Source organism: Sphingomonas sp. (assembly GCF_035317925.1).
In the GTDB taxonomy this organism is placed as follows: domain Bacteria; phylum Pseudomonadota; class Alphaproteobacteria; order Sphingomonadales; family Sphingomonadaceae; genus Sphingomonas_I.
Genome location: NZ_DATHFV010000027.1, coordinates 1 through 18,379, shown reverse-complemented (window position 1 = coordinate 18,379; position 18,379 = coordinate 1). Strand labels below are relative to the sequence as shown.

The 18,379-nt window shown below is 65.6% G+C and carries 17 protein-coding genes; 3 read left to right on the top strand and 14 right to left on the bottom strand.

Translation table 11 applies throughout. From position 1 onward, the window contains the following. The first annotated feature begins 42 nt into the window (after window positions 1–42). Window positions 43–1,080, top strand: coding sequence for a cupin-like domain-containing protein (locus VK533_RS01955; protein ID WP_324374499.1), 1,038 nt, complete (start codon window positions 43–45; stop codon window positions 1,078–1,080). A gap of 148 nt (window positions 1,081–1,228) precedes the next feature. Here VK533_RS01955 and VK533_RS01950 read toward each other — a convergent pair whose 3' ends face one another. Beyond that, entirely contained in the window at window positions 1,229–3,037 is a 1,809-nt protein-coding gene (locus tag VK533_RS01950) for a glycoside hydrolase family 9 protein (protein WP_324374497.1), read from the bottom strand. Between the two features lie 5 nt (window positions 3,038–3,042). Continuing rightward, window positions 3,043–5,484: a glycoside hydrolase family 3 protein gene (locus VK533_RS01945; RefSeq protein WP_324374496.1), complete on the bottom strand. Its 2,442-nt coding sequence runs from the start codon at window positions 5,482–5,484 to the stop codon at window positions 3,043–3,045. Window positions 5,485–5,570: 86 nt separating this feature from the next. On the opposite strand from VK533_RS01945, the gene VK533_RS01940 reads away from it, so the two are divergent. Beyond that, window positions 5,571–7,280 (top strand): glycoside hydrolase family 43 protein, encoded by a 1,710-nt coding sequence (locus tag VK533_RS01940; protein WP_324374494.1) that lies wholly within the window; start codon window positions 5,571–5,573, stop codon window positions 7,278–7,280. A gap of 125 nt (window positions 7,281–7,405) precedes the next feature. On the opposite strand, the gene VK533_RS01935 is transcribed toward VK533_RS01940, so the two are convergent. Next, on the bottom strand, window positions 7,406–7,990 hold the full coding sequence (locus VK533_RS01935) for a TetR/AcrR family transcriptional regulator (RefSeq protein WP_324374492.1): 585 nt from the start codon (window positions 7,988–7,990) through the stop codon (window positions 7,406–7,408). A 106-nt stretch (window positions 7,991–8,096) separates the two neighbouring features. On the opposite strand from VK533_RS01935, the gene VK533_RS01930 reads away from it, so the two are divergent. Next, window positions 8,097–8,834: an SDR family NAD(P)-dependent oxidoreductase gene (locus VK533_RS01930; RefSeq protein WP_324374491.1), complete on the top strand. Its 738-nt coding sequence runs from the start codon at window positions 8,097–8,099 to the stop codon at window positions 8,832–8,834. A 74-nt stretch (window positions 8,835–8,908) separates the two neighbouring features. Here the strand turns inward: VK533_RS01930 and VK533_RS01925 are convergent, their stop codons facing one another. The 11 genes from VK533_RS01925 to VK533_RS01875 all read right to left on the bottom strand — a co-directional run. Beyond that, window positions 8,909–10,417: a hypothetical protein gene (locus VK533_RS01925; RefSeq protein ID WP_324374489.1), complete on the bottom strand. Its 1,509-nt coding sequence runs from the start codon at window positions 10,415–10,417 to the stop codon at window positions 8,909–8,911. A gap of 23 nt (window positions 10,418–10,440) precedes the next feature. Next, window positions 10,441–11,022, bottom strand: coding sequence for a hypothetical protein (locus VK533_RS01920; protein WP_324374487.1), 582 nt, complete (start codon window positions 11,020–11,022; stop codon window positions 10,441–10,443). Window positions 11,023–11,130: 108 nt separating this feature from the next. Next, window positions 11,131–11,298: a hypothetical protein gene (locus VK533_RS01915; RefSeq protein WP_324374485.1), complete on the bottom strand. Its 168-nt coding sequence runs from the start codon at window positions 11,296–11,298 to the stop codon at window positions 11,131–11,133. 150 nt (window positions 11,299–11,448) lie between these two features. Continuing rightward, the gene (msrB, locus tag VK533_RS01910; RefSeq protein ID WP_324374483.1) at window positions 11,449–11,898 is read right to left on the bottom strand and encodes a peptide-methionine (R)-S-oxide reductase MsrB; all 450 of its coding nucleotides are present in this window, start codon (window positions 11,896–11,898) and stop codon (window positions 11,449–11,451) included. Between the two features lie 65 nt (window positions 11,899–11,963). Continuing rightward, on the bottom strand, window positions 11,964–12,458 hold the full coding sequence (locus tag VK533_RS01905) for a GAF domain-containing protein (RefSeq protein WP_324374481.1): 495 nt from the start codon (window positions 12,456–12,458) through the stop codon (window positions 11,964–11,966). Window positions 12,459–12,583: 125 nt separating this feature from the next. After that, complete coding sequence (locus VK533_RS01900) at window positions 12,584–13,327, bottom strand: molybdopterin-dependent oxidoreductase (RefSeq protein ID WP_414712270.1); 744 nt, start codon at window positions 13,325–13,327, stop codon at window positions 12,584–12,586. 1 nt (window position 13,328) lies between these two features. Next, entirely contained in the window at window positions 13,329–14,156 is an 828-nt protein-coding gene (locus VK533_RS01895) for a cytochrome b/b6 domain-containing protein (RefSeq protein ID WP_324374476.1), read from the bottom strand. A gap of 64 nt (window positions 14,157–14,220) precedes the next feature. Next, the gene (locus VK533_RS01890) at window positions 14,221–14,511 is read right to left on the bottom strand and encodes a DUF1244 domain-containing protein (protein ID WP_324374472.1); all 291 of its coding nucleotides are present in this window, start codon (window positions 14,509–14,511) and stop codon (window positions 14,221–14,223) included. 64 nt (window positions 14,512–14,575) lie between these two features. Next, the gene (locus tag VK533_RS01885) at window positions 14,576–16,909 is read right to left on the bottom strand and encodes a xanthine dehydrogenase family protein molybdopterin-binding subunit (RefSeq protein ID WP_324374470.1); all 2,334 of its coding nucleotides are present in this window, start codon (window positions 16,907–16,909) and stop codon (window positions 14,576–14,578) included. Next, a complete protein-coding gene (locus VK533_RS01880; RefSeq protein ID WP_324374468.1) occupies window positions 16,906–17,892 on the bottom strand; it encodes a xanthine dehydrogenase family protein subunit M in 987 nt (328 codons plus the stop codon). Before VK533_RS01880 ends, VK533_RS01885 begins: the two co-directional genes overlap by 4 nt. Further along, a partial coding sequence (locus VK533_RS01875; protein ID WP_324374465.1) for a 2Fe-2S iron-sulfur cluster-binding protein occupies window positions 17,889–18,379 on the bottom strand: 491 nt, incomplete at its 5' end. The genes VK533_RS01880 and VK533_RS01875, both read right to left, overlap by 4 nt.

The following is an 18,379-nucleotide window of genomic DNA, read 5'->3' as shown; positions in this document are numbered from 1 at the left end:
GTCAAGCTAGGCACCATTCGCTAGGATGGCTAAGCCACGGGAATGATCGCCGATCGTCCCGCCGCCACCCCCAATCGCGTGATCGAACGCGATGCTGTCGATGCCGCGACGTTCCGGGCTGAAGTCGCGAGTGGGCATGTCCCGGTTCTGCTGCGCGGCCAGGTCGCCGACTGGCGCGCGGTCGAGCACGCGAAAGGCGGCGATCGCGCGATAGCGGAATATCTGGCCGGCTTCGGCGGCGGCAAGCCGCTCGAGGTGCTGGTCGGGCCGCCCGAGATCGGGGGCCGCTTCTTCTATCGCGACGACATGCAGGGCTTCAATTTTCAGCGGCAGCATGTGCCGCTGCCCAATTTGGTCGGCGAATTGCTGCGGCTGGCCGAACAGCGTGTCGCAGCGCCGCCAGCGATCTATGCCAATGCCGCCGCCGCGCCCGAGCATCTGCCCGGCTGGCAGGAAGCGAACCCGCTCGACCTGCCGCCGTCCGATGCGGTGCCGCGGCTGTGGATCGGCAATGCGACCCAGGTCGCGACCCATTTCGATTCCTCGCCCAACCTCGCTGTCTGCGTGGCGGGCCGGCGCCGTTTCACGCTCTTCCCGCCCGAGCAGGTCGCGAACCTCTATCTCGGGCCGCTCGACAATACGCTCGCCGGGCCTCCCAATTCGATGGTCGATCCCGACGCGCCCGATCTCGAACGCTATCCGCGCTTCGCCGAGGCGCTGGCGCATGCCCAAGTGGCCGAAATGGAGCCGGGCGACGCGCTCTTCATTCCGTCCATCTGGTGGCACCATGTCCGCGCGTTCGATCGGCTGAACGTGCTCGTCAATTATTGGTGGGCCTATGACAGCTCGGCGACGCCGTTCATCGCGCTCGTCCATGCGCTGATGAGCGTGCGCGATCTGCCGCCGGCGGAGAAGCAGGCGTGGCGCGCCTGGTTCGAACATCTCGTGTTCGGCGACGATGCGGATCAGGCGGCGGCGCATCTGCCGGACCATGCCCAGGGCGTGATGGGGCCGGGCAGTCATGAGCGGACCGAGAAGATCCGCCATTATCTACTGATGACGTTGAGCGGGCGGGGGTAGTTCTTGGTCATTCCCACGAAGGCGGGAATCCTGCTGCCTTTTGCTTTTCATCCGGTCACCCTGAACTTGTTTCAGGGTCCATTTAGCGGCTTGGCGTCCGGCCTCTCGATGGATGCTGAAACAAGTTCAGCATGACGAGGCGAGGACGCTAGCGCGTATCGTCGAGATAAGCCGCAACCCACAGCAACGGTGCGTTCCAGTTTATCGCCACCTCGTTGAGCGAATAGGCGAAGGCATGATCCTGCCAGCAACGCTGCGGCGCGCACGGGCCCATCGTGCGCGCGATATCGTCCGCGGGCCGACCATTGTTCGGCCCGCCCGAGACCACGCCCGGCGGCGGCGGCGGCAGATGCGGGTCGAGCATATGCGCCCAGAAGCGGTGATGCGGATTGTGCATCGCGCGCGCCCCGAAGCCCGAGACGAAGCTTTCGTCGAGCGGATTGCGGCCGAGGATATAGTCCATCACGTCGACCATGCCGTCGCGATAGCGCGCCTCGCCGGTGAAGCGCGCGGCCAGGCCGAGCAGGATCGCGCGGTTGAGCAGGCTGGAGTTCGAACCCCAACTATAATTAGCCGAGGCGTAAGGCAGGCGGTAGCCCGAGCGCGCTTCCTCGGCGAGGAAGCCATCCGCCGCCGCCACGATCAGCTTGCGCTGGGCTGCCTGTTCCGGCGCGCTGAGCGCGCCGTCGGTCAGTGCCAGCGTGATCGTGCCGAGCGCGGCGGTGCTGCCCCAACCGGGCTCGTGCACGGGATCGGTGAAGAAATGCACGCGGTGCAGCACGTCGGCGTAGAGCGGGTCGTGCGTGGTCGCGAACAATTCGGCGGACGCCCAATAGAATTCGTCGGCGAGATTGGGATCGCCATAGCCGCCGCTGCCGGTGAAATTGCCCGTATAGATGGCCGGATTGCGAAGGGCTGCATCGAAGGCGCGCGTCGCGGCATCGAGGCAGCGTGCCGAATAGACCGGGTCGATCGTCTTCCAGATGCGCGCGCATTGCGCGGCGGTGGCGGCGAGATTGAGCGTCGCGCCGGTCGTCGGCGGATAGAGCAGGCGCGGCTCGGGATCGTCCTGCGGCGGCATCGGCAGCTTGGTCCAATGCAGATCGGCGACCTTGTGATGCGCCATGCCCGAAGCATCGACGTCGCTGAGCGTCATCTTGGCATTCCACGCCTGGCGGCCGACCGGCAATTGCATATGCGTGCCGTCGGGCACCTGCATCGCCAGCAGGAAATCCATTTCCCACCGCGCCTCTACCAGCAGAGGGTCGAGCTTGCCCTGATTGGGCACCAGTTCCGCGCCGTGCGTGAAGCGTTTCGTCTCGGGGATCGTCCGCTCGACCTCATAGAGATTCTGCAGCGTCCACACCGCAATGCCGCCATTGACGACATATTTCCCCTGATCGCCGGCATCGTACCAGCCACCGGTCACGTCGCGTTTGTACGCGCCGCAGCCGGGCCAGACCGTGCCGCTTTCGTCCGTGCCCGAGAAGCAGGGCGCGATTTCGTGCGGGTGGCCGGCGGGGCGGGCCCATTGCGCCCCGCCCGCGAACCGCGCCTCGATCGGTGTGCCCGCGCGTGTCTGGTAGAAATAATTGAGCGCCGCGCGCGCCAGCGGCCGATAGACGTCCGGCGCGACCACGAACGGACGGCCTGTATTGGCGCCTACGGTGAGGCGATAGGTGCCGGGCTGCTTCACCGCGCTCAGATCGAGCTGATGGACATGGTCGCCCGAGACAGGATCGTCCCCGAACAAACTGGTCGAACCGTGGGCGGCGACCGCGCCGCCGGCATCCGTCACCGACCATAAAAGCACTGTCGGTGAAGGATCGGCCGCGACCGCATGCTTGGGCGAGCCCGGCTGGAAGCCGAGCTGGTTCAGCCGGATCGCGGGCTGCGGGGCATTGTCGGCAGCGATCAGCAGGATCGCAGCCAGAGCGGTCGCCGCAGCCCGGAGCACGGACCTCATTTGGGGCAGATCGACCCCGCCGGATCGGCGGCGAGCCGCAGCTCGCTGATCGAAACGGTGAAAGGACCGGTCGTGCCGAGCGCGAAAGGCGTCATGACATTGGCCATATCACCACCATGGTCGCGGAAACAGCGCAGCGGCACCTTGATCGTGCGCCAGTCCGGACCGGCCTTGGCGAATAACAAGCTCGCATCGACCGCCGCATTGCCGAGCGTCAGCTTGACTGGTGCCGTGGGTGCGCGATCGACGCGATAGGTGATCTGCAACTGCACGTCGGCATTGACCTCGCGCAGCAGGTTCATGCCCTTGCTGGCGACGCCGACCGTGCCCGATTGGCCGGCGGGCCAGGTCAGTTGCGCGGCGCCTTCCTGCAAGGTCGCGCTGTTGACCGGCTTCAGCACCACCTGCGGATCGCCTTTGTAGGTGAACGGCGCCGGCACTTGGCCCTTGGCGAAAAAGGTGCTGGTATTGCCAAGGCTGGGGTCGACCCCAGACACCTCGCTCAGCGCGCCGGCCGTGCCGCCATGCGCGTAGGTCAGGCCATAGCCGAGCGGGAAGAGCGGATCATAATCCTTCTCGCCCGGATTGAGCGTGAACTGGCCCGCCGTCCTGGGCCAGCTGAACGACAGGGTGCCGTGGAAATCGTGACGCGGCTTGCCGGCTGCATCGCCGATCAGCACGTCGGCGACGCCTCCGCCCTCGCTGCCCGGCAGCCAGGCGGCGACGAACGCATCGGACGCATTGATCTCCGGATTCACCCACAAGGGTCGGCCGGACAGGAAGACCGAAACGACCGGGATACCCGCCGCCTTGAACTTTTTGAGCAGCGCCAGTGCCTGTTTGTCGCCGGCCTGGAATTCCATCGTGCGGATGTCGCCGCGCATCTCGGCATAAGGCTGTTCGCCGAAGATCACGACCGCGACGTCGGGCTTGGCGGTATAGCTGCCGTCCGGGCTGAGCGTGGCGCTGCCGCCCGCCGCCTTCATCGCTGCGGCGATCCCGGCATAAAGCGAAGTGCCGCCCGGGAAATCGGCATTGGTGTTGCCGTCGCCCTGCCATGACAGGGTCCAGCCGCCGGATTGCTGGCCGATATCGTCGGCGTCAGCGCCCGCGACCAGGATATGCGCGCTCGCCTTGAGCGGGAGGACACCATTGTTCTTCAGCAGCACCAGGCTCTCGGCGACTGCCTGCCGCGCGATCACGCGATGCTCGGGCGCACCGACCACATCGAGCCGGCCGGCATAAGGGCGCGCCGGATCGAACAGGCCGAGCTTCACCTTGACGCGCAGGATGCGGCGCACCGCATCGTCGACGCGCGCCATCGGGATCTTGCCCGCCTTCACCTCAGCGACCGTATTGTGGAACAAAGCCTTCCAGCCATCGGGTGCCATCGCCATGTCGAGCCCGGCATTGAAGCTGACCGGGCAATCCTCGGTGGTGCAGCCCGGCACCTGGCCGTGCGCGTTCCAGTCGCCGACGACGAAGCCGTCAAAGCCCATCCGGCCCTTGAGCACGTCGGTCAGCAGGCTCTTGTTGCCGTGCATCTTGACGCCCTGCCACATGCTGAACGACGCCATCACGCTCATCACGCCGGCGTCGATCGCATTGGGATAGCCGCCATTGTGGATGCGGATCAGTTCGCTTTCGGGAATGTCGGCATCGCCCTGATCGACGCCGCCGATCGTGCCGCCATCGCCGAGGAAATGCTTGGCGCTGGCCGCGACATAGCCTTGCTGGAGCGTGCCCTTGCCGGGCGGACCCTGCAGGCCTTCGACCATCGCCCCGGCATAGGAGGCAACCACCGCCGGATCCTCCGAATAGCCTTCATAGGCGCGGCCCCAGCGCTCGTCCTGCGGCACGGTCAGGGTCGGGCCGAACGCCCAATCGATGCCGGCGGCGGCGGTCTCTTCCGCGGTGGCGCGGCCGATCTTCGTCATCAGCGCGGGATCGTGCATCGCGCCGAGGCCGATATTGTGCGGGAAGACGGTCGCGCCCACGATGTTGGCATTGCCGTGGACCGCGTCGATGCCGAAGATGATCGGAATGGTGGTGTGGCCCGGCCGGGTCTCGTTCGCCACCGCGTTGAACGCGCGCGATGTCGCCAGCCAGGCGGCGGCGGGCGAACGGTCGGGGCTGTCGAGCGGCGGCGAGCTGCCGCCGGCGAGGATAGAACCGAGTGGATAGGTGCGCAGATCATTGGGGCGGATGGTCGAGATATCGCCCTGGACCATCTGGCCGACCTTTTCCTCGAGCGTCATCTTCGCCATCAACTGGCTGACGAAGGCCTCGGTTTTGGGATCGACCAGCCCCTGGCTCCTGGCCATGGGCCAGAGCGCCGGATGCGCCACGCCGCGCTCGGTTGCGGGCTGCGCGGTCGTTGCGGTGGCCAGCGCGATCGCGAGTCCCGACACGGCTAAGCGCTTCAAATCGCGCATCATGTACCTCTCCCAAGTAATCCCGCTATGCTGCGGGTGACGCGTTCAATACCGACTCTTGACCCGAAAGCCATCGGAAAGCAGTTTTCATGATCAAAATCGCCCCACGCAATCTGTTGAAAACGCTTACATTCCTTGGGTTGTCGCTCAATTTGACATCGATGTCCAGCGCGACCGATTTTGCGCGCTTCGATTGGGTCGATTATCGCAATGTCGAGCCGGGCCCTGCGGCGGGGCCAGGCGAATATCGCAACCCCGTGCTGGGCGGCTATTATCCCGACCCGAGCGTGGTTCGCGTGGGGCAGGATTTCTATCTCGTCAATTCGAGCTTCTCGTGGTTCCCGGGCCTGCCGGTCTGGCACAGCCGCGACCTCGTCCACTGGCGCCAGATCGGCAACGCGATCGACCGCAAGGGACAATTGGATTTCACCGGGCTCGGCATGTCGCTTGGCACGTTCGCGCCCGATATCTCGCACCACGACGGGCTGTTCTACATCGTCAACACCTGCGTCGTTTGCGGCGGCAATTTCGTGGTGACCGCGCATGATCCCAAGGGGCCGTGGTCGAACCCGGTCTGGCTCAAGAATGTCGACGGGATCGACCCCTCGCTCTTCTTCGACGACGACGGCAGCGCCTGGCTGGTCCACAATGGCGATCCGCAGGCGAGGCGTTATCAGGGCCATACCGCAATCTGGCTGACCCGCTTCGATCCCAGGACGCTGCAGGCGGTGGGCGAGGCGAAGGTGATCGTCGATGCCGGCGTCGAGCCCTCGAAGAACCCGATCTGGATCGAAGGGCCACACCTCTTCAAGAAGGACGGTACCTATTATCTGATGGCGGCCGAAGGCGGCACCGCGGAAAATCACAGCGAAGTCATTTTCCGGTCCGACAAGGTGGAGGGGCCATATCTGCCCGCCCCCGCATCGGTGAACCCGATCCTGACGCAGCGCGATCTCGATCCCGCGCGCGCCAATCCGATCACGTCATCCGGCCATGCCGATCTGGTGAAGACCGAAAAAGGCGATTGGTGGTCGGTGTTCCTCGCGACCCGGCCTTATGCGGGCGGCCTCTATAATACGGGCCGCGAGACCTTTCTCGCCCCGGTGACCTGGCATGAAGGCTGGCCGACAATCCTGCCGCACGCCACCCCGATCCCGATCCCGATCCTCGCCAAGGCGCCGGATCTGCCGCGCGATACCGCGCCGCCGACCACCGGCGCTTTCGAAACGCGCGAGGAATTTACCGGCGCGGCGCTCGGCCCCGAATGGATGATGATGCGCTCGCCGACCACCAATTGGCACCGGCTCGAGCACGGGGCGCTTGTGCTGGAGGTACGTAACGAGCGGCTGGGCGACGGCAAGCAGCCGAGCTTTATCGCGCGGCGGCAGCAGAATCCCGAGGCGATCGTCGTGGCGTCGCTCCGCTTCGCGCCCGTCGAGGGCGAGGAGGCCGGTCTCGCGGCGCTTCAAAACGATAATTATTTCCTGAGCGTCGCGCTTGCGCGCATCGACGGCAAGCTGGTCGTGCGGGTCACGCGGCGCGCGGGGCCGGGCGATCCCCCGGGCGGCGTGGTGATGGCGCGCAGACCGGTACCCGCGGGCCCGATCCAGCTCCGCATTCATGCGCGCGGCGGCGCCTATGATTTCGATTATGCGGTCAAGCCCGGCCAGTGGCTGCCGGCGGCACATGACGTCGATGCGACCAACCTCTCGACCGCGAAGGCGGGCGGGTTTGTCGGCACGCTGATCGGCCCCTATGCGCAGAGCGCTGCCGGGGCGAGCCCGGCCCCGATCCGCTAGTGGATTGAATTGGACGCTTGGTACCCGCCCGAGAGCGTCCTCACGGCTCGGGGAAGAGCGGCGCGGCCCTACCCGTTTGCAGACGTTCGGAAGGTCGCGGGAGGGTGGAAAACGGGCATTAGCGGCTAAGTCTGATCGCGGGCCAGACCGCGCAACGCCAGGCGGGCGGTATCGCGGAGTTCAGACTCGCTCGCACCGCCACGCGCCGCCACCTTGAGGCCCGAACGCAGGATCAGCAGCATCCGGCCGACGGCGTCGGTGTCGAGCCCCGCATCCAACTCACCAGCCTCAATGCCATCGCGAACCCGGGCGGAGAAGGCCGCGACCACGGCCTCGCCGGCTGCATCGTTGAGGGCGTTGATCTCCGGGTCCGAGCGGCTGAACTCGACGATGGAACCGACCCCCAGGCATCCGCTTTCGACATCGTCGCTGGAGCCGAGCCCGACCAGCAGGGCCGCCTCGATAGCCTCGCCCGCCGTTCCGTCCGCCAGGGTGCCGCGCATTTGCGCGAGGGAGCCGGCCGCATAGCGGCGAAGGGCCTCAATAAACAGGCCGCGCTTGTCCCCGAATGCGCCGTAGAGGCTCTGCCGGGCAATGCCCATGCCCTCGAGCAAGTCGCTGGTCGAGGCCGCTTCAAATCCTTGGCGCGCGAACACCTTGATTGCTTTGGCGATCGCCTCGTATCGATCGAACTCGGACGGCCTGGCCATAGCGGCATTCTACCAATTTTGATCGATCAGTCCAGAATGTTATTGACCAAGCAGTCTGGAATGGAGGATGGGTTGCGGACCAATCAGTCAATAATGGAAGCCGCATATGACCTCCACCTTTTCCCACACAACTCCCGCTCTGATTTTCGGAGGCGCGCGCGGCATGGGCGCCGCCATCGTTCGCCGCCTAGCCGCCGAGGGACGCCCTGTCGCCTTCACCTATGTTAGCTCGCCAGACCGGGCAGCCAGGCTAGCCCAGGACATCGAAGCCAGCGGCGGGGCTGTCCTTGCCATCCGCGCCGACAGCGCTGATCCCGAGGCCGTGCGCGTCGCGGTCGAGGCTGCCGTCGAGCGCTTCGGAACGCTGGGGGTGCTGGTGGTCAACGCTGGCGTCCTGATCAGCGGCGCCATCGACCAGTTCGCCATGAACGACTTCGACCGCATGCTGGCGGTCAACGTGCGCGGGGTTTTCTCCGCGATCCGCTATGCCGCCCCACACATGCTGGACGGCGGGCGCATTATTACCATCGGCAGCAACACCGCCGACCGGATCGGCTCGCCCGGTTCCAGCGTCTATGCCATGACCAAGGCCGCAGTGGCCCAGTTGGTGCGCGGCGCCGCGCTCGACTTCGCGCCCCGCCAGATCACCATCAACAACGTGCAGCCCGGCCCGGTGGAAACCGACATGACCGCCGACCTGATGGAGTACATCGTCCCCAAGCTGCCGCTTGGTCGCATCGGAAAGCCGGAAGAGATCGCCGACTTGGTAGCTTGGCTGACGGGTCCAGGCGCCAGCTATATGACCGGCGCCAGTCTGACCATCGACGGCGGATGGACTGCCTAGGCAGCGGTTCGCGCGGGGCGTATGCGATCGTTAGCGCGCCGCCCCACGCTTGCACCCCTCCTCCAAACGTCCGACTAGGGTTTGCCGACGCCGAGTTCCTTGTTCGCCCAGGGGATGAAGTAGCGGAAATTGGGCACGTCGGTATGGCCGCCGGTATGCTGGCGCCAGGCGAGTGCGCCATCGATCATCGTGGTCGGCGGCGGCATCTCGGCTGGCCCGGCCACGCCGACGCCGGTCTTGCCGAGCAGCTTGTAGACGCGACCCGCATCATAAGCGGCCTTCCACGCGCCATTCTGGTCGATCCAGTGCGCGTCGCCGGCTTCCGGCACGCCATGGCTGATGAAAAGCGGGCGTGGCGCGGCGAGCGCGAACAGTTCGTTCGAATCGACGGCCAAGTCGTTCGCATCCATATTGGGTTTGGACACACCCTTCGTATTGTACTTCAGGAAATTGCCCGCGAACCAATAGGATTCGCCGGTGCCGAGATTGGCGACATTCTCGCCGAAATTGCGGCGGAGCAGGGTGCCGCCCCCCTTGCCCGACGATCCGATCAGCCCGACCGCGAATTTGGGATCGAAGGCCATGGTGACGAGCGCGGCCTTGCCATAGCGCGACACGCCCTCGATCCCGATCTTGCCGGCGTCCACCGCCTTGTCGGTCGAAAGCCATTCGCGCACCTGGCTCGCGGTCCACGCCCAGGCGCGCAGCGCGCCCCAATCCTCGGGCTTGCGCGGCGCGCCGTGGTTGCCGATGCCGATGATGCCGCTGCGCAGGCCCTCGCCATTGTCGGGCTGCGCGCTGGTCGGGTCGAGCGCGACATAGCCCCAGCCGGCCGCGATCAATTGCTCGGCCGGCGACAAATCGCCGTTGGCGTCGTGCTGGGGCAGATGGAAGCCGGGCGGGGTGGCGAAGGCGAAGGCTTGATGCGCGTCGAACACCGCCGCCAGGCTCGGGTCCTGCTTGATCAGCATCGCCTTCATCGCGGCGTTGATGCGGTCATATTCGGGCGGTGTCGGTTGCGACGGTTCGGGCCAGGCGCTCGCGCCGAAGCCGAACATGATCAGCACCGGCACCGGTCCCTTGGCGTTGGCCGGCAGCACCTCCATCATGCGGATGTCGATGCTGCGCGATGGGTCCGCTGGATCCTCGACATGGCCGACCACGCGCCGCGCGATTATCGGGTTGAAGAAGTCGACCATCTCGTGGTCGGCCGCGATCACTTTCCATTGCACCGGCGGCAGGTTCGCGGGGACGCGGCCGTAAACTTCGCGCGTATAGTCTTCGAGGATTTCAGAGCGGCGCTTGTCGAACCAGATCCTGGCGTCGGCGACCTTGCCGCCATTCTTCAGCGTCAGCGGATCGGGCAGGACCGGATAGGGATTGGCCTTGGCCTCATCCACATTGGCGTGGTTGGGTGCCTTCTCGTCGCCGCTCGGGCCGGGAATCAGCGCGGTGATGCCCAATTGGCGCATCATGTCCGTGCGGTCCTGCTCCGCCGTCCATTGCGCTGTTGCCGGTACCGCTAACGCCGCGCCCGACAACAGGGCGAATACGCCCGCTCCCCTCCGGAAAATCGTGCGCATCGCCCTGTCATCCCCTTGTTCGCTTAGTTATGCGGCAGGGTATTGATATCGTAATCAGGGCCAAGGTCGAGCACGAAGACCGGGCCGAGGTCGATCACCTGCTTGTCGGCGGCAAGCTGCATCGCGACATGCGCCTGGCCGCGCTGCCAGGGCGAGGTCGCCTTGGCGGAGACGTAATAGACGTTCCACTGATTGGTGAGCTTTTTATCCTCGACCGCGATCGGCGTGTAGGGCGATGCGTTCTCGCAGACGCCGAGGCCGGGCATGGAGGCCGTCTCGCCAGGCTTGAGGTTGGGCGCGCGCGCGTAAATAGCGAAGAAGATCACGTCGCCCGCCTTGATCGGTTTCAGGATCGGATAACCGCCGCCGACGTCCCACGGATGGCCGCCTTTCTGGCTCACGTCGACGCGCACGAACGCGCCGCCGGGAAGGTCCGGATCCTTCATCGACTTCTGCGTCATGCCGCCGCCATAGAATGTGTAGGCGGTGCCAGGCTCGTTGATCACCTTCTTGATCAGCGTTTCCGATTGCAGCGGATCGACCGTCTCCGCGGCGACGGGCGCGGCGGCCAGGGCAAGCACCAGCGCCAAAGCGAAAGTCTTCATGTCGGCTCCCTCTCTCCATGCCGCTGTCGTCGCGGCTGGCGACAAACTCCGCCGAAGGGCGGAACCTGTCAATCGGGAGTGAAAAGAGGCGTCAGGAGTGAAAAGGCGTCAGGCGGCGGAGACCGCGCCGGCCAGCTCGATGCCCAGGCCCAGCACGGCGAGCAGGATACCGAAATAAGGGATCCAGGAGCGCGAGCGCCGATCGCCCAGCAGCGCGACCAGGGTAATACCGGCGAGAAGCAACACGACGCCGGCGATAGCAGCTACATTACCCATACGACCCTCAACTGAACCCATCGGAAGCGCAACGCGTGCGCCTCCGATCAGTTCATTCCGCGTCACGGGGAAGCCGCGACACTATAGCGCCGCAGCTATATGCCGGAAGATGTTTGCCAAAAGCTGAAGGGGCTCGAATTCCGAAGAGGCTCAGGCGATGTCCTCGACCTGGTCGAGATAGGCGCCATAACCCTGCGCCTCCATCTCCTCGCGCGGGACGAAGCGCAGGGACGCGGAGTTGATGCAGTAACGCAGGCCGCCGCGATCGATCGGGCCGTCCTCGAACACATGGCCGAGATGGCTGTCGCCATTTTTGGAACGGACTTCGGTGCGGATCATGCCATGCGTGGTGTCGCGCAGTTCGGCGACATAAGCGGGCTCGATCGGCTTGGTGAAGCTCGGCCAGCCGCAGCCCGATTCAAACTTGTCGGACGACGCAAACAAAGGCTCGCCCGAGACGATGTCGACATAGATGCCGGGCGCCTTGTTGTAGAGCAGTTCGCCCGTGCCGGGGCGTTCGGTGCCGCTGTGCTGGGTGACGCGAAATTGCTCGGGCGTCAGCTTGGCGATGGCGGCTTCGTCGCGGACATAATCGGCCATGATATTGGCTCCCATGGGTTGGTTGCCGCCAATATAGGAAGCGCCCGCGCCGAGCGGGAGAGGGGCTATTCCGCGAGCAGGCGGCTGGCTTCGGCGGCCAGGCTGGACAGATATTCGCGGTCCACGTCCGGCAGCCGCGCTTCCTGATCGATCACGCACAGGGTGCCGAGCGCGAAGCCGTCGGCATCGATCACCGGGGCGCCGGCATAGAAACGGACATTGGGCTTGAAGCGCACCACCGGATTGGTCGCGAACCGCCGATCCTGGGTCGCGTCGCCGACCACCGTCACCTCGTCTGGCTGGAGGATGGCATGCGCGCAGAAGGAAATGGCGCGCGGCGTTTCGGGATCGTCGAAGCCGTGCGTGGCGGCGAACCATTGGCGCTGATTGTCGATGATCGACAGCGCCGCCATCGGTGTGTGGAAACGCTTCGCAGCTTCGTCGACCAGCTTCTGGAGCTGCTTGCGCACCGCGCTCGCCTTGCCGATCGCGCGATCCACCGCTTTCTGACGATTCGGCTCATCGGCCGGGAGCGGCGGGATATAGGAATCGACCGTCATTCTATCCGCATACTCGCAACCTCAGTCCGTGCGGCGTTCGAGAGACTCAAACGACCACGCGAAAGTTGCGCCGTTTGGGCCAGCCACGCAAGCGCAGCCATGCTCGCGCCAATCTCTTTCCTGCGCTAAATGCCGGCAAACCACGCATAATCCGCGACGTCTTCCCAATAGCCGCCCTTGCCGCCGCCGACTTGATCAAGGCTTGCAACCGCTTCGACCGCGCGCAGATATTTCGCGTGTTTGTAGCCGAGCTGCCGTTCGATCCTCAGTCGTACCGGCGCGCCGTTCGGGACGGGCAAAGGGCGGCCGTTTAGTGCCCATGCCAGGATCGTCTGGGGATGGAATGCGTCGACCAGATCGACGCTCTCGTAATATTGCGTGCCGCCGAAATCGTCGTAGCAATGAAACACGATATAGCGTGCCGTGCTCGACAGACCTGCGAATTGCAGGATCGGCCCCAACACCGGCCCGGTCCATTGCCCGATCGCGCTCCAGCCTTCCACGCAATCGTGGCGCGTGATCTGGGTGCGCTGAGGCAGGGCCTTCAGCGATTCCAGCGAAATGGCGAGCGGGCGGCTCACCAGTCCGCCGACATGCAACCGCCAGCCAGCGAAATTGGCTGCCGCCAGCCGCGCATATTCGGGCGAGCGCGGCATCGCGGTGCCGTTCGATCGAAAGATTGGCGAAACGTCCGCGCCGGTGAACTGCGGCGCCAGCGCGTCGCGCGCGGTCAGCAACCGGCTGACGCGATAGGTCAGATCTTCGGCCCCCTTGAAACCATGCTGGGCGGTCCTGGTGGCGGCGATCCTGTCGCAGCCAGCGACCAGTAGCCCGCCCCCGATCGTCAGCGCGTTGCGGCGCGAAACCAGCTTAGCCACGGCGCGGCCTGGACGGCGGGAGGTTGAACCAGCCGGTAATCATGGACCGTATCTCGCGGATCGGTCCGGCCAGCACGACCATGGCGAGATGAACCAGGACGAAGGCGAGCAATCCCATTGCGCACAGGAAATGGATCGAGCGCGCCGATTGGCGCCCACCGAACACGACCAACAACTGGGGAAAGGTGGCATCGAATGCGGGCCCCATCGCGAGTCCGGTCAGGATCATCATCGGAATAAGGAAGAAGATCACGCCGATATAAGCAAGCTTCTGAAGCGGATTATAGCGTGCGGCGGCCTTGCCGCGGGGCAGGCGCAGCCGCGCATGATCCTTGATGTCCTGCCACAGATGCCGCGGCCGCAGATCATCGCGCGACGGGGCAAGATCGCGCTGGAAATGCCGATTGATCAGACTTGCGATCACATAAAAGGTGCCGCCCAGGACGAGGACCCAGGCAAACAGGAAATGCCAGCGGCGCGCCCCTGCCAGGCTGTAATGGGCCGGGATCGTGGCCCAATAAGGGAAAGCGCGGGTTTGGACATGGCCGTGCTGGTCCTTCCAATGGCCGAGCACGCCGGTCGTGGGGATGTGCGCCTGATAGACCCTGAGCTCGCCGCCGCCTTGCGGAGTCGGCCCGATCCCGAGCCAGCTCGGATCGAAATTGGCGCCATATTTGCCCCAGTACAAATGGGGATGCGCGTTGAAGATCATCAGTCCGCTCATCAGCATGATGAAGATCGTGAGCGCGTTCAACCAATGCCACAGCCGCGTCGAAACCGTATGCCGGTACACCCAATGTCGAGCCGGTTGCCGTGCCATGCGGCTGGCTTACCATCTGTTGTGACCGAAGGCCATTTGCCGCCCCAAGGGGTCCATTGCCCGGTCAGGCAGGGTTGCGCTTCAGGCTTTCGGCCATCCGCTCGAGCTGCTCCTGCGTGGCCGGTTGCTGATGGCGCGCTTTCCACTCGGCGTAGGGCATGCCGTACACATAGTCTCGCCCGTCGAGGCTGCTGAACGTGCCGTCAGAGGCCTCCGCCAACCAGTCGCCCAGGCAATTGCGACAGAAGCCTGCCAGGCCCATCAGGTCGACGTTCTGCGCGTCGGTCCGGTGTTGGAGATGGGCGACCAGCCTTCGAAACGCTGCGGCGGCAATAGCATCGTCAATATCTGTCATGCCGTGAGCGTAAGGATGCGCACGCCTTCAGCCAAGAAGGATCGCAATCCGAGCCGCACGCGGCTCACAGCAACTTGTCGAGCGTGATCGGCAGGTCGCGGATGCGCTTGCCGGTGGCGTTGTAGACCGCGTTGGCCACCGCCGCCGCCGTACCGGTGATCCCGATTTCACCGATGCCGCGTGCCCCCATGGGGGCGTGCGGATCGGCAATGTCGGTCCAGATCACGTCTATTTCCGGAACGTCCATGTGCACCGGCACGTGATACTCGGCGAGACTGGGGTTCATGATCCGCCCGTTGCGCTCGTCAAACTGGGTTTCCTCCATCAGCGCCAGGCCGAGTCCCATGATCATACCGCCCCGAAACTGGCTGGTCGCGGTCTTGGAGTTGAGGATGCGGCCGCAATCGAACGATCCAAGCAGCCGGTTTACGCGCACCTCCCCCGTGACCGTGTTGACCCGGACTTCGCAGAAGACCGCGCTATGGCTGTGCATCGACCAATGCAGCGTCTCGAGCGGGGCCGGCGGGCTCGCCTCGACCGTGATCGACGATCGCCGCGCGCGACCAAGGATCGAGGCGTAGCTTTCGAACTTGCTGGGCTCGTCGAGCTTGCACAGCCCGCTGTCGCGCGCGCCGACTTCGCCGGGCTTCAGGCCAGCCAGCGGGGAATCGTTGCCTGCCAGCGTCAGCAATTCGGTCACCAGCGCGCGATGCGCCGCGATCACCGACGCGCCGATGGAGGCAGTCTGCTGCGATCCGCCCGCAAGCACCAAGCCGGGCAACGTCGAATCCCCATAGTTGAACGTCACGGCATCGAGCGAGAGGCCAAGCCGTTCCGCCGCCACCTGGGTCTGCGCGGTCGCGGTGCCCATCCCCATTTCGTGCGCCGCGATATCGACCACGGCATGGCCGTCGCTGGACAGCGTGATCCGCGCCGCACCGCCCGGCATCCGGTAATAAGGATAGGTGCCGGTGGCGCAGCCCATGCCGACCAGCCATTCGCCCTCACGGGTCTTGCCCGGCACGGGATTGCGCTTGTCCCAGTTGAAACGCGCCGCGCCATCACGGAATGCCTTTTCGACCTCACGCGACGAGAAGGGCAGGCCGGTGGTCGGATCCTTTTCCGGCTCGTTGCGCAGGCGCAGCTCGATCGGGTCGAGGCCCAGCGCTTCGGCCAGCTCGTCCATCGCGCTTTCCAGCGCGAAGGTGCCGACGGACTCTCCCGGCGCGCGCATGAAGGTGTTGGCGAGCATATCGAGCTCGACCGCCTGCACGTCGAGCAGCATCGTCTCGGCGCCATAGCAGCTGCGCGTCTGCAGGATGAACGGCTCCGGCATGGCGTTGGTCGATGTCTTGGCGGTGGTGCCGGTGTGGATCAGCGCCTTGAGCTTGCCATCCTTACCAGCGCCAAGCGCGACCCGCTGCTCGGTCAGGCTGCGCCCACCGACGACGCGGTAGACCCCTTCGCGCGACAGCACGAGCCTCACCGGCCGGCTCGTCAGCTTCGCCGCCAGCGCCGCCAGCACCTGATGCTGCCACAGACCTTTGCCGCCGAAGCCGCCGCCGACGAAGGGCGAGGTGATCACCACCTTGTCCTCTTCGATCCCGAACATATGCGCGATCGACCAGGCGGTGTGCGCTACGAGTTGCGACGCGTCGTGGACCCGCAATGTGTCGCCGTCCCAGACGACGGTCACGCCATGCAGCTCGATCGCGTTATGGTTGTGGCGCGGCGTGCGGTAGGTCGCATCGATGCGGTAGTCGGACGCCGCCAGCGCCTCCTCCGCCTTGCCGATCTCGTTGTGGAGCGGCCCGCCCATGAACAGGCCCGGTTTCGTGCCCTTGCGGATCGCTTCCTCGAACGAGACCAGCGATGGCGCCTCGTCATAGGCCGCGTGGATCAGGGATTTGGCATAATCGGCCTGTTCCTGGGTCTCCGCCAGCACCACCGCGATCGGCTGGCCGTTCCAATGGATGTCGGGCTCCTGCAGGATCGGGAGCGTGTCGCCGCTCGCCGCTTTGGGCGCGGTCATGAATGCCGGCGGCTGCTGCAGGCGCGGCGCGTTGCGATAGGTCATCACCGCGATCACGCCGGGCGCGGTTTCCGCCGCCGACGTATCGAGATCGCGGATCCTCCCCCGCGCGATCGTGCTGTAGGCGAGCGCGGCGTAGACCATACGCTCCATCGGGAATTCGGCGGCGAAGGTCGCCTTGCCCGATACCTTGATCGGCCCGTCGATGCGCGAGATGGGCCTGCCGATATGGCCGTGCTGGTGACGGATCAGCGGATCGGGTTCGCCGCCCGGTATCCAGCTGTCCGGCGCGAGCGCCACCGCCTTGGCCATCGCGCCCTGCACCAGACCCTGCACCGCCTGCTTGGCGTCGCCGACGATGCTCATGCCGCCCCTCCCGCAAGCTCGGCCAGCACGGCGACGATGGTCCGTTCGGCGAGCTCGATCTTGAATCCGTTGTCGCGGAGCGGACGGGCGTCGGCGAGTTCCGCCTGGGCCGCCGCGCGGAACGCCGCCTCGCTTGCGGTTTGTCCGAGCAAGGCCTGCTCGGTTTTGCGCGCCCGCCAGGGCTTATGCGCTACGCCGCCGAGCGCGATCCGCACCTGCCGCACGCGCCCGCCCTCGAGCTCTAGCGCCGCCGCGACCGAGATCAGCGCAAAGGCGTAGCTCGAACGATCGCGCACCTTGCGGTAGGTCGACCGGGCCGCGAACGGCATGGCTGGAAGTTCGATCGCGGTGATGAGCTCGCCCGGTTCCAGCAAGGTCTCGACCTGCGGCTGGTCGCCCGGCAGCCGATGCAGTTCGGAGAGGGGCAGGCGCCTGGCGCCGCTTGCGCTCTCCACATGGACGGTCGCATCCAGCGCGGCGAGCGCCACCGCCATGTCCGATGGATGCACCGCCACGCACGCGTCCGACGCGCCCAGGATGGCATGCATCCGGTTGAAGCCGTGGATCGCGTCGCAGCCCTCGCCCGGCCGGCGTTTGTTGCAGCGCGCGCCATCATCATCGTAGAAATAGGCGCAGCGCGTGCGCTGGAGCAGGTTGCCGCCCACCGTCGCCATGTTGCGGATTTGCGCCGATGCGCCCGCGACGATCGCGCGCGACAGCATCGGATAATTGGTGCGTATCAGACGATGCTCGGCCAGCGCGGTGTTGCGCGCGGCCGCGCCGATCCGCAGGCCGCCCTCATCCGTCTCTTCGATGGCGTCGGACAAACCGGTCACGTCGACCAGCGCCGTCGGGCGCTCGATCGTCTCGCGCATCAGGTCGACCAAATTGGTGCCGCCGCCCAGATATTTGGCGCCCTCATTCTTGAGTTGCGCGATCGCCGCGGCGGCATCACCCGCGCGGCTGTAGGTGAAGGGGTTCATTCCGCCGCCTCCGCATAAGCATCGTTGATCGCGTCGATGATGCCGTTATGCGCGCCGCAGCGGCATAGATTGCCGCTCATCCGCTCGCGCAACTCGTCATGGTCGAACGGGATCGCTTCGGCGGCGATGTCGGCGGTGACATGGCTCGGCACGCCGCGCCGCAGCTCCGCGACCATCCCCACCGCCGAGCAGATCTGTCCCGGCGTGCAATAGCCGCACTGGAAGCCATCATGCTCCACGAAGGCCTGCTGCAGTGGATGGAGAGCGCCGGGTGCGCCCAGCCCTTCGATCGTCGTGATCGACCGGCCGTCATATTGGATCGCGAGCGCGAGGCAGGACAGGATGCGCTCGCCATCGGCCAGCACGGTGCAGGCGCCGCACGCGCCCTGATCGCATCCCTTCTTCGTGCCCGTCAGGTGGAGTTGTTCCCTCAGCAGATCGAGCAGGGGAACCCGTGGGTCATCGGGAACCGGAACTGCGGCGTCAT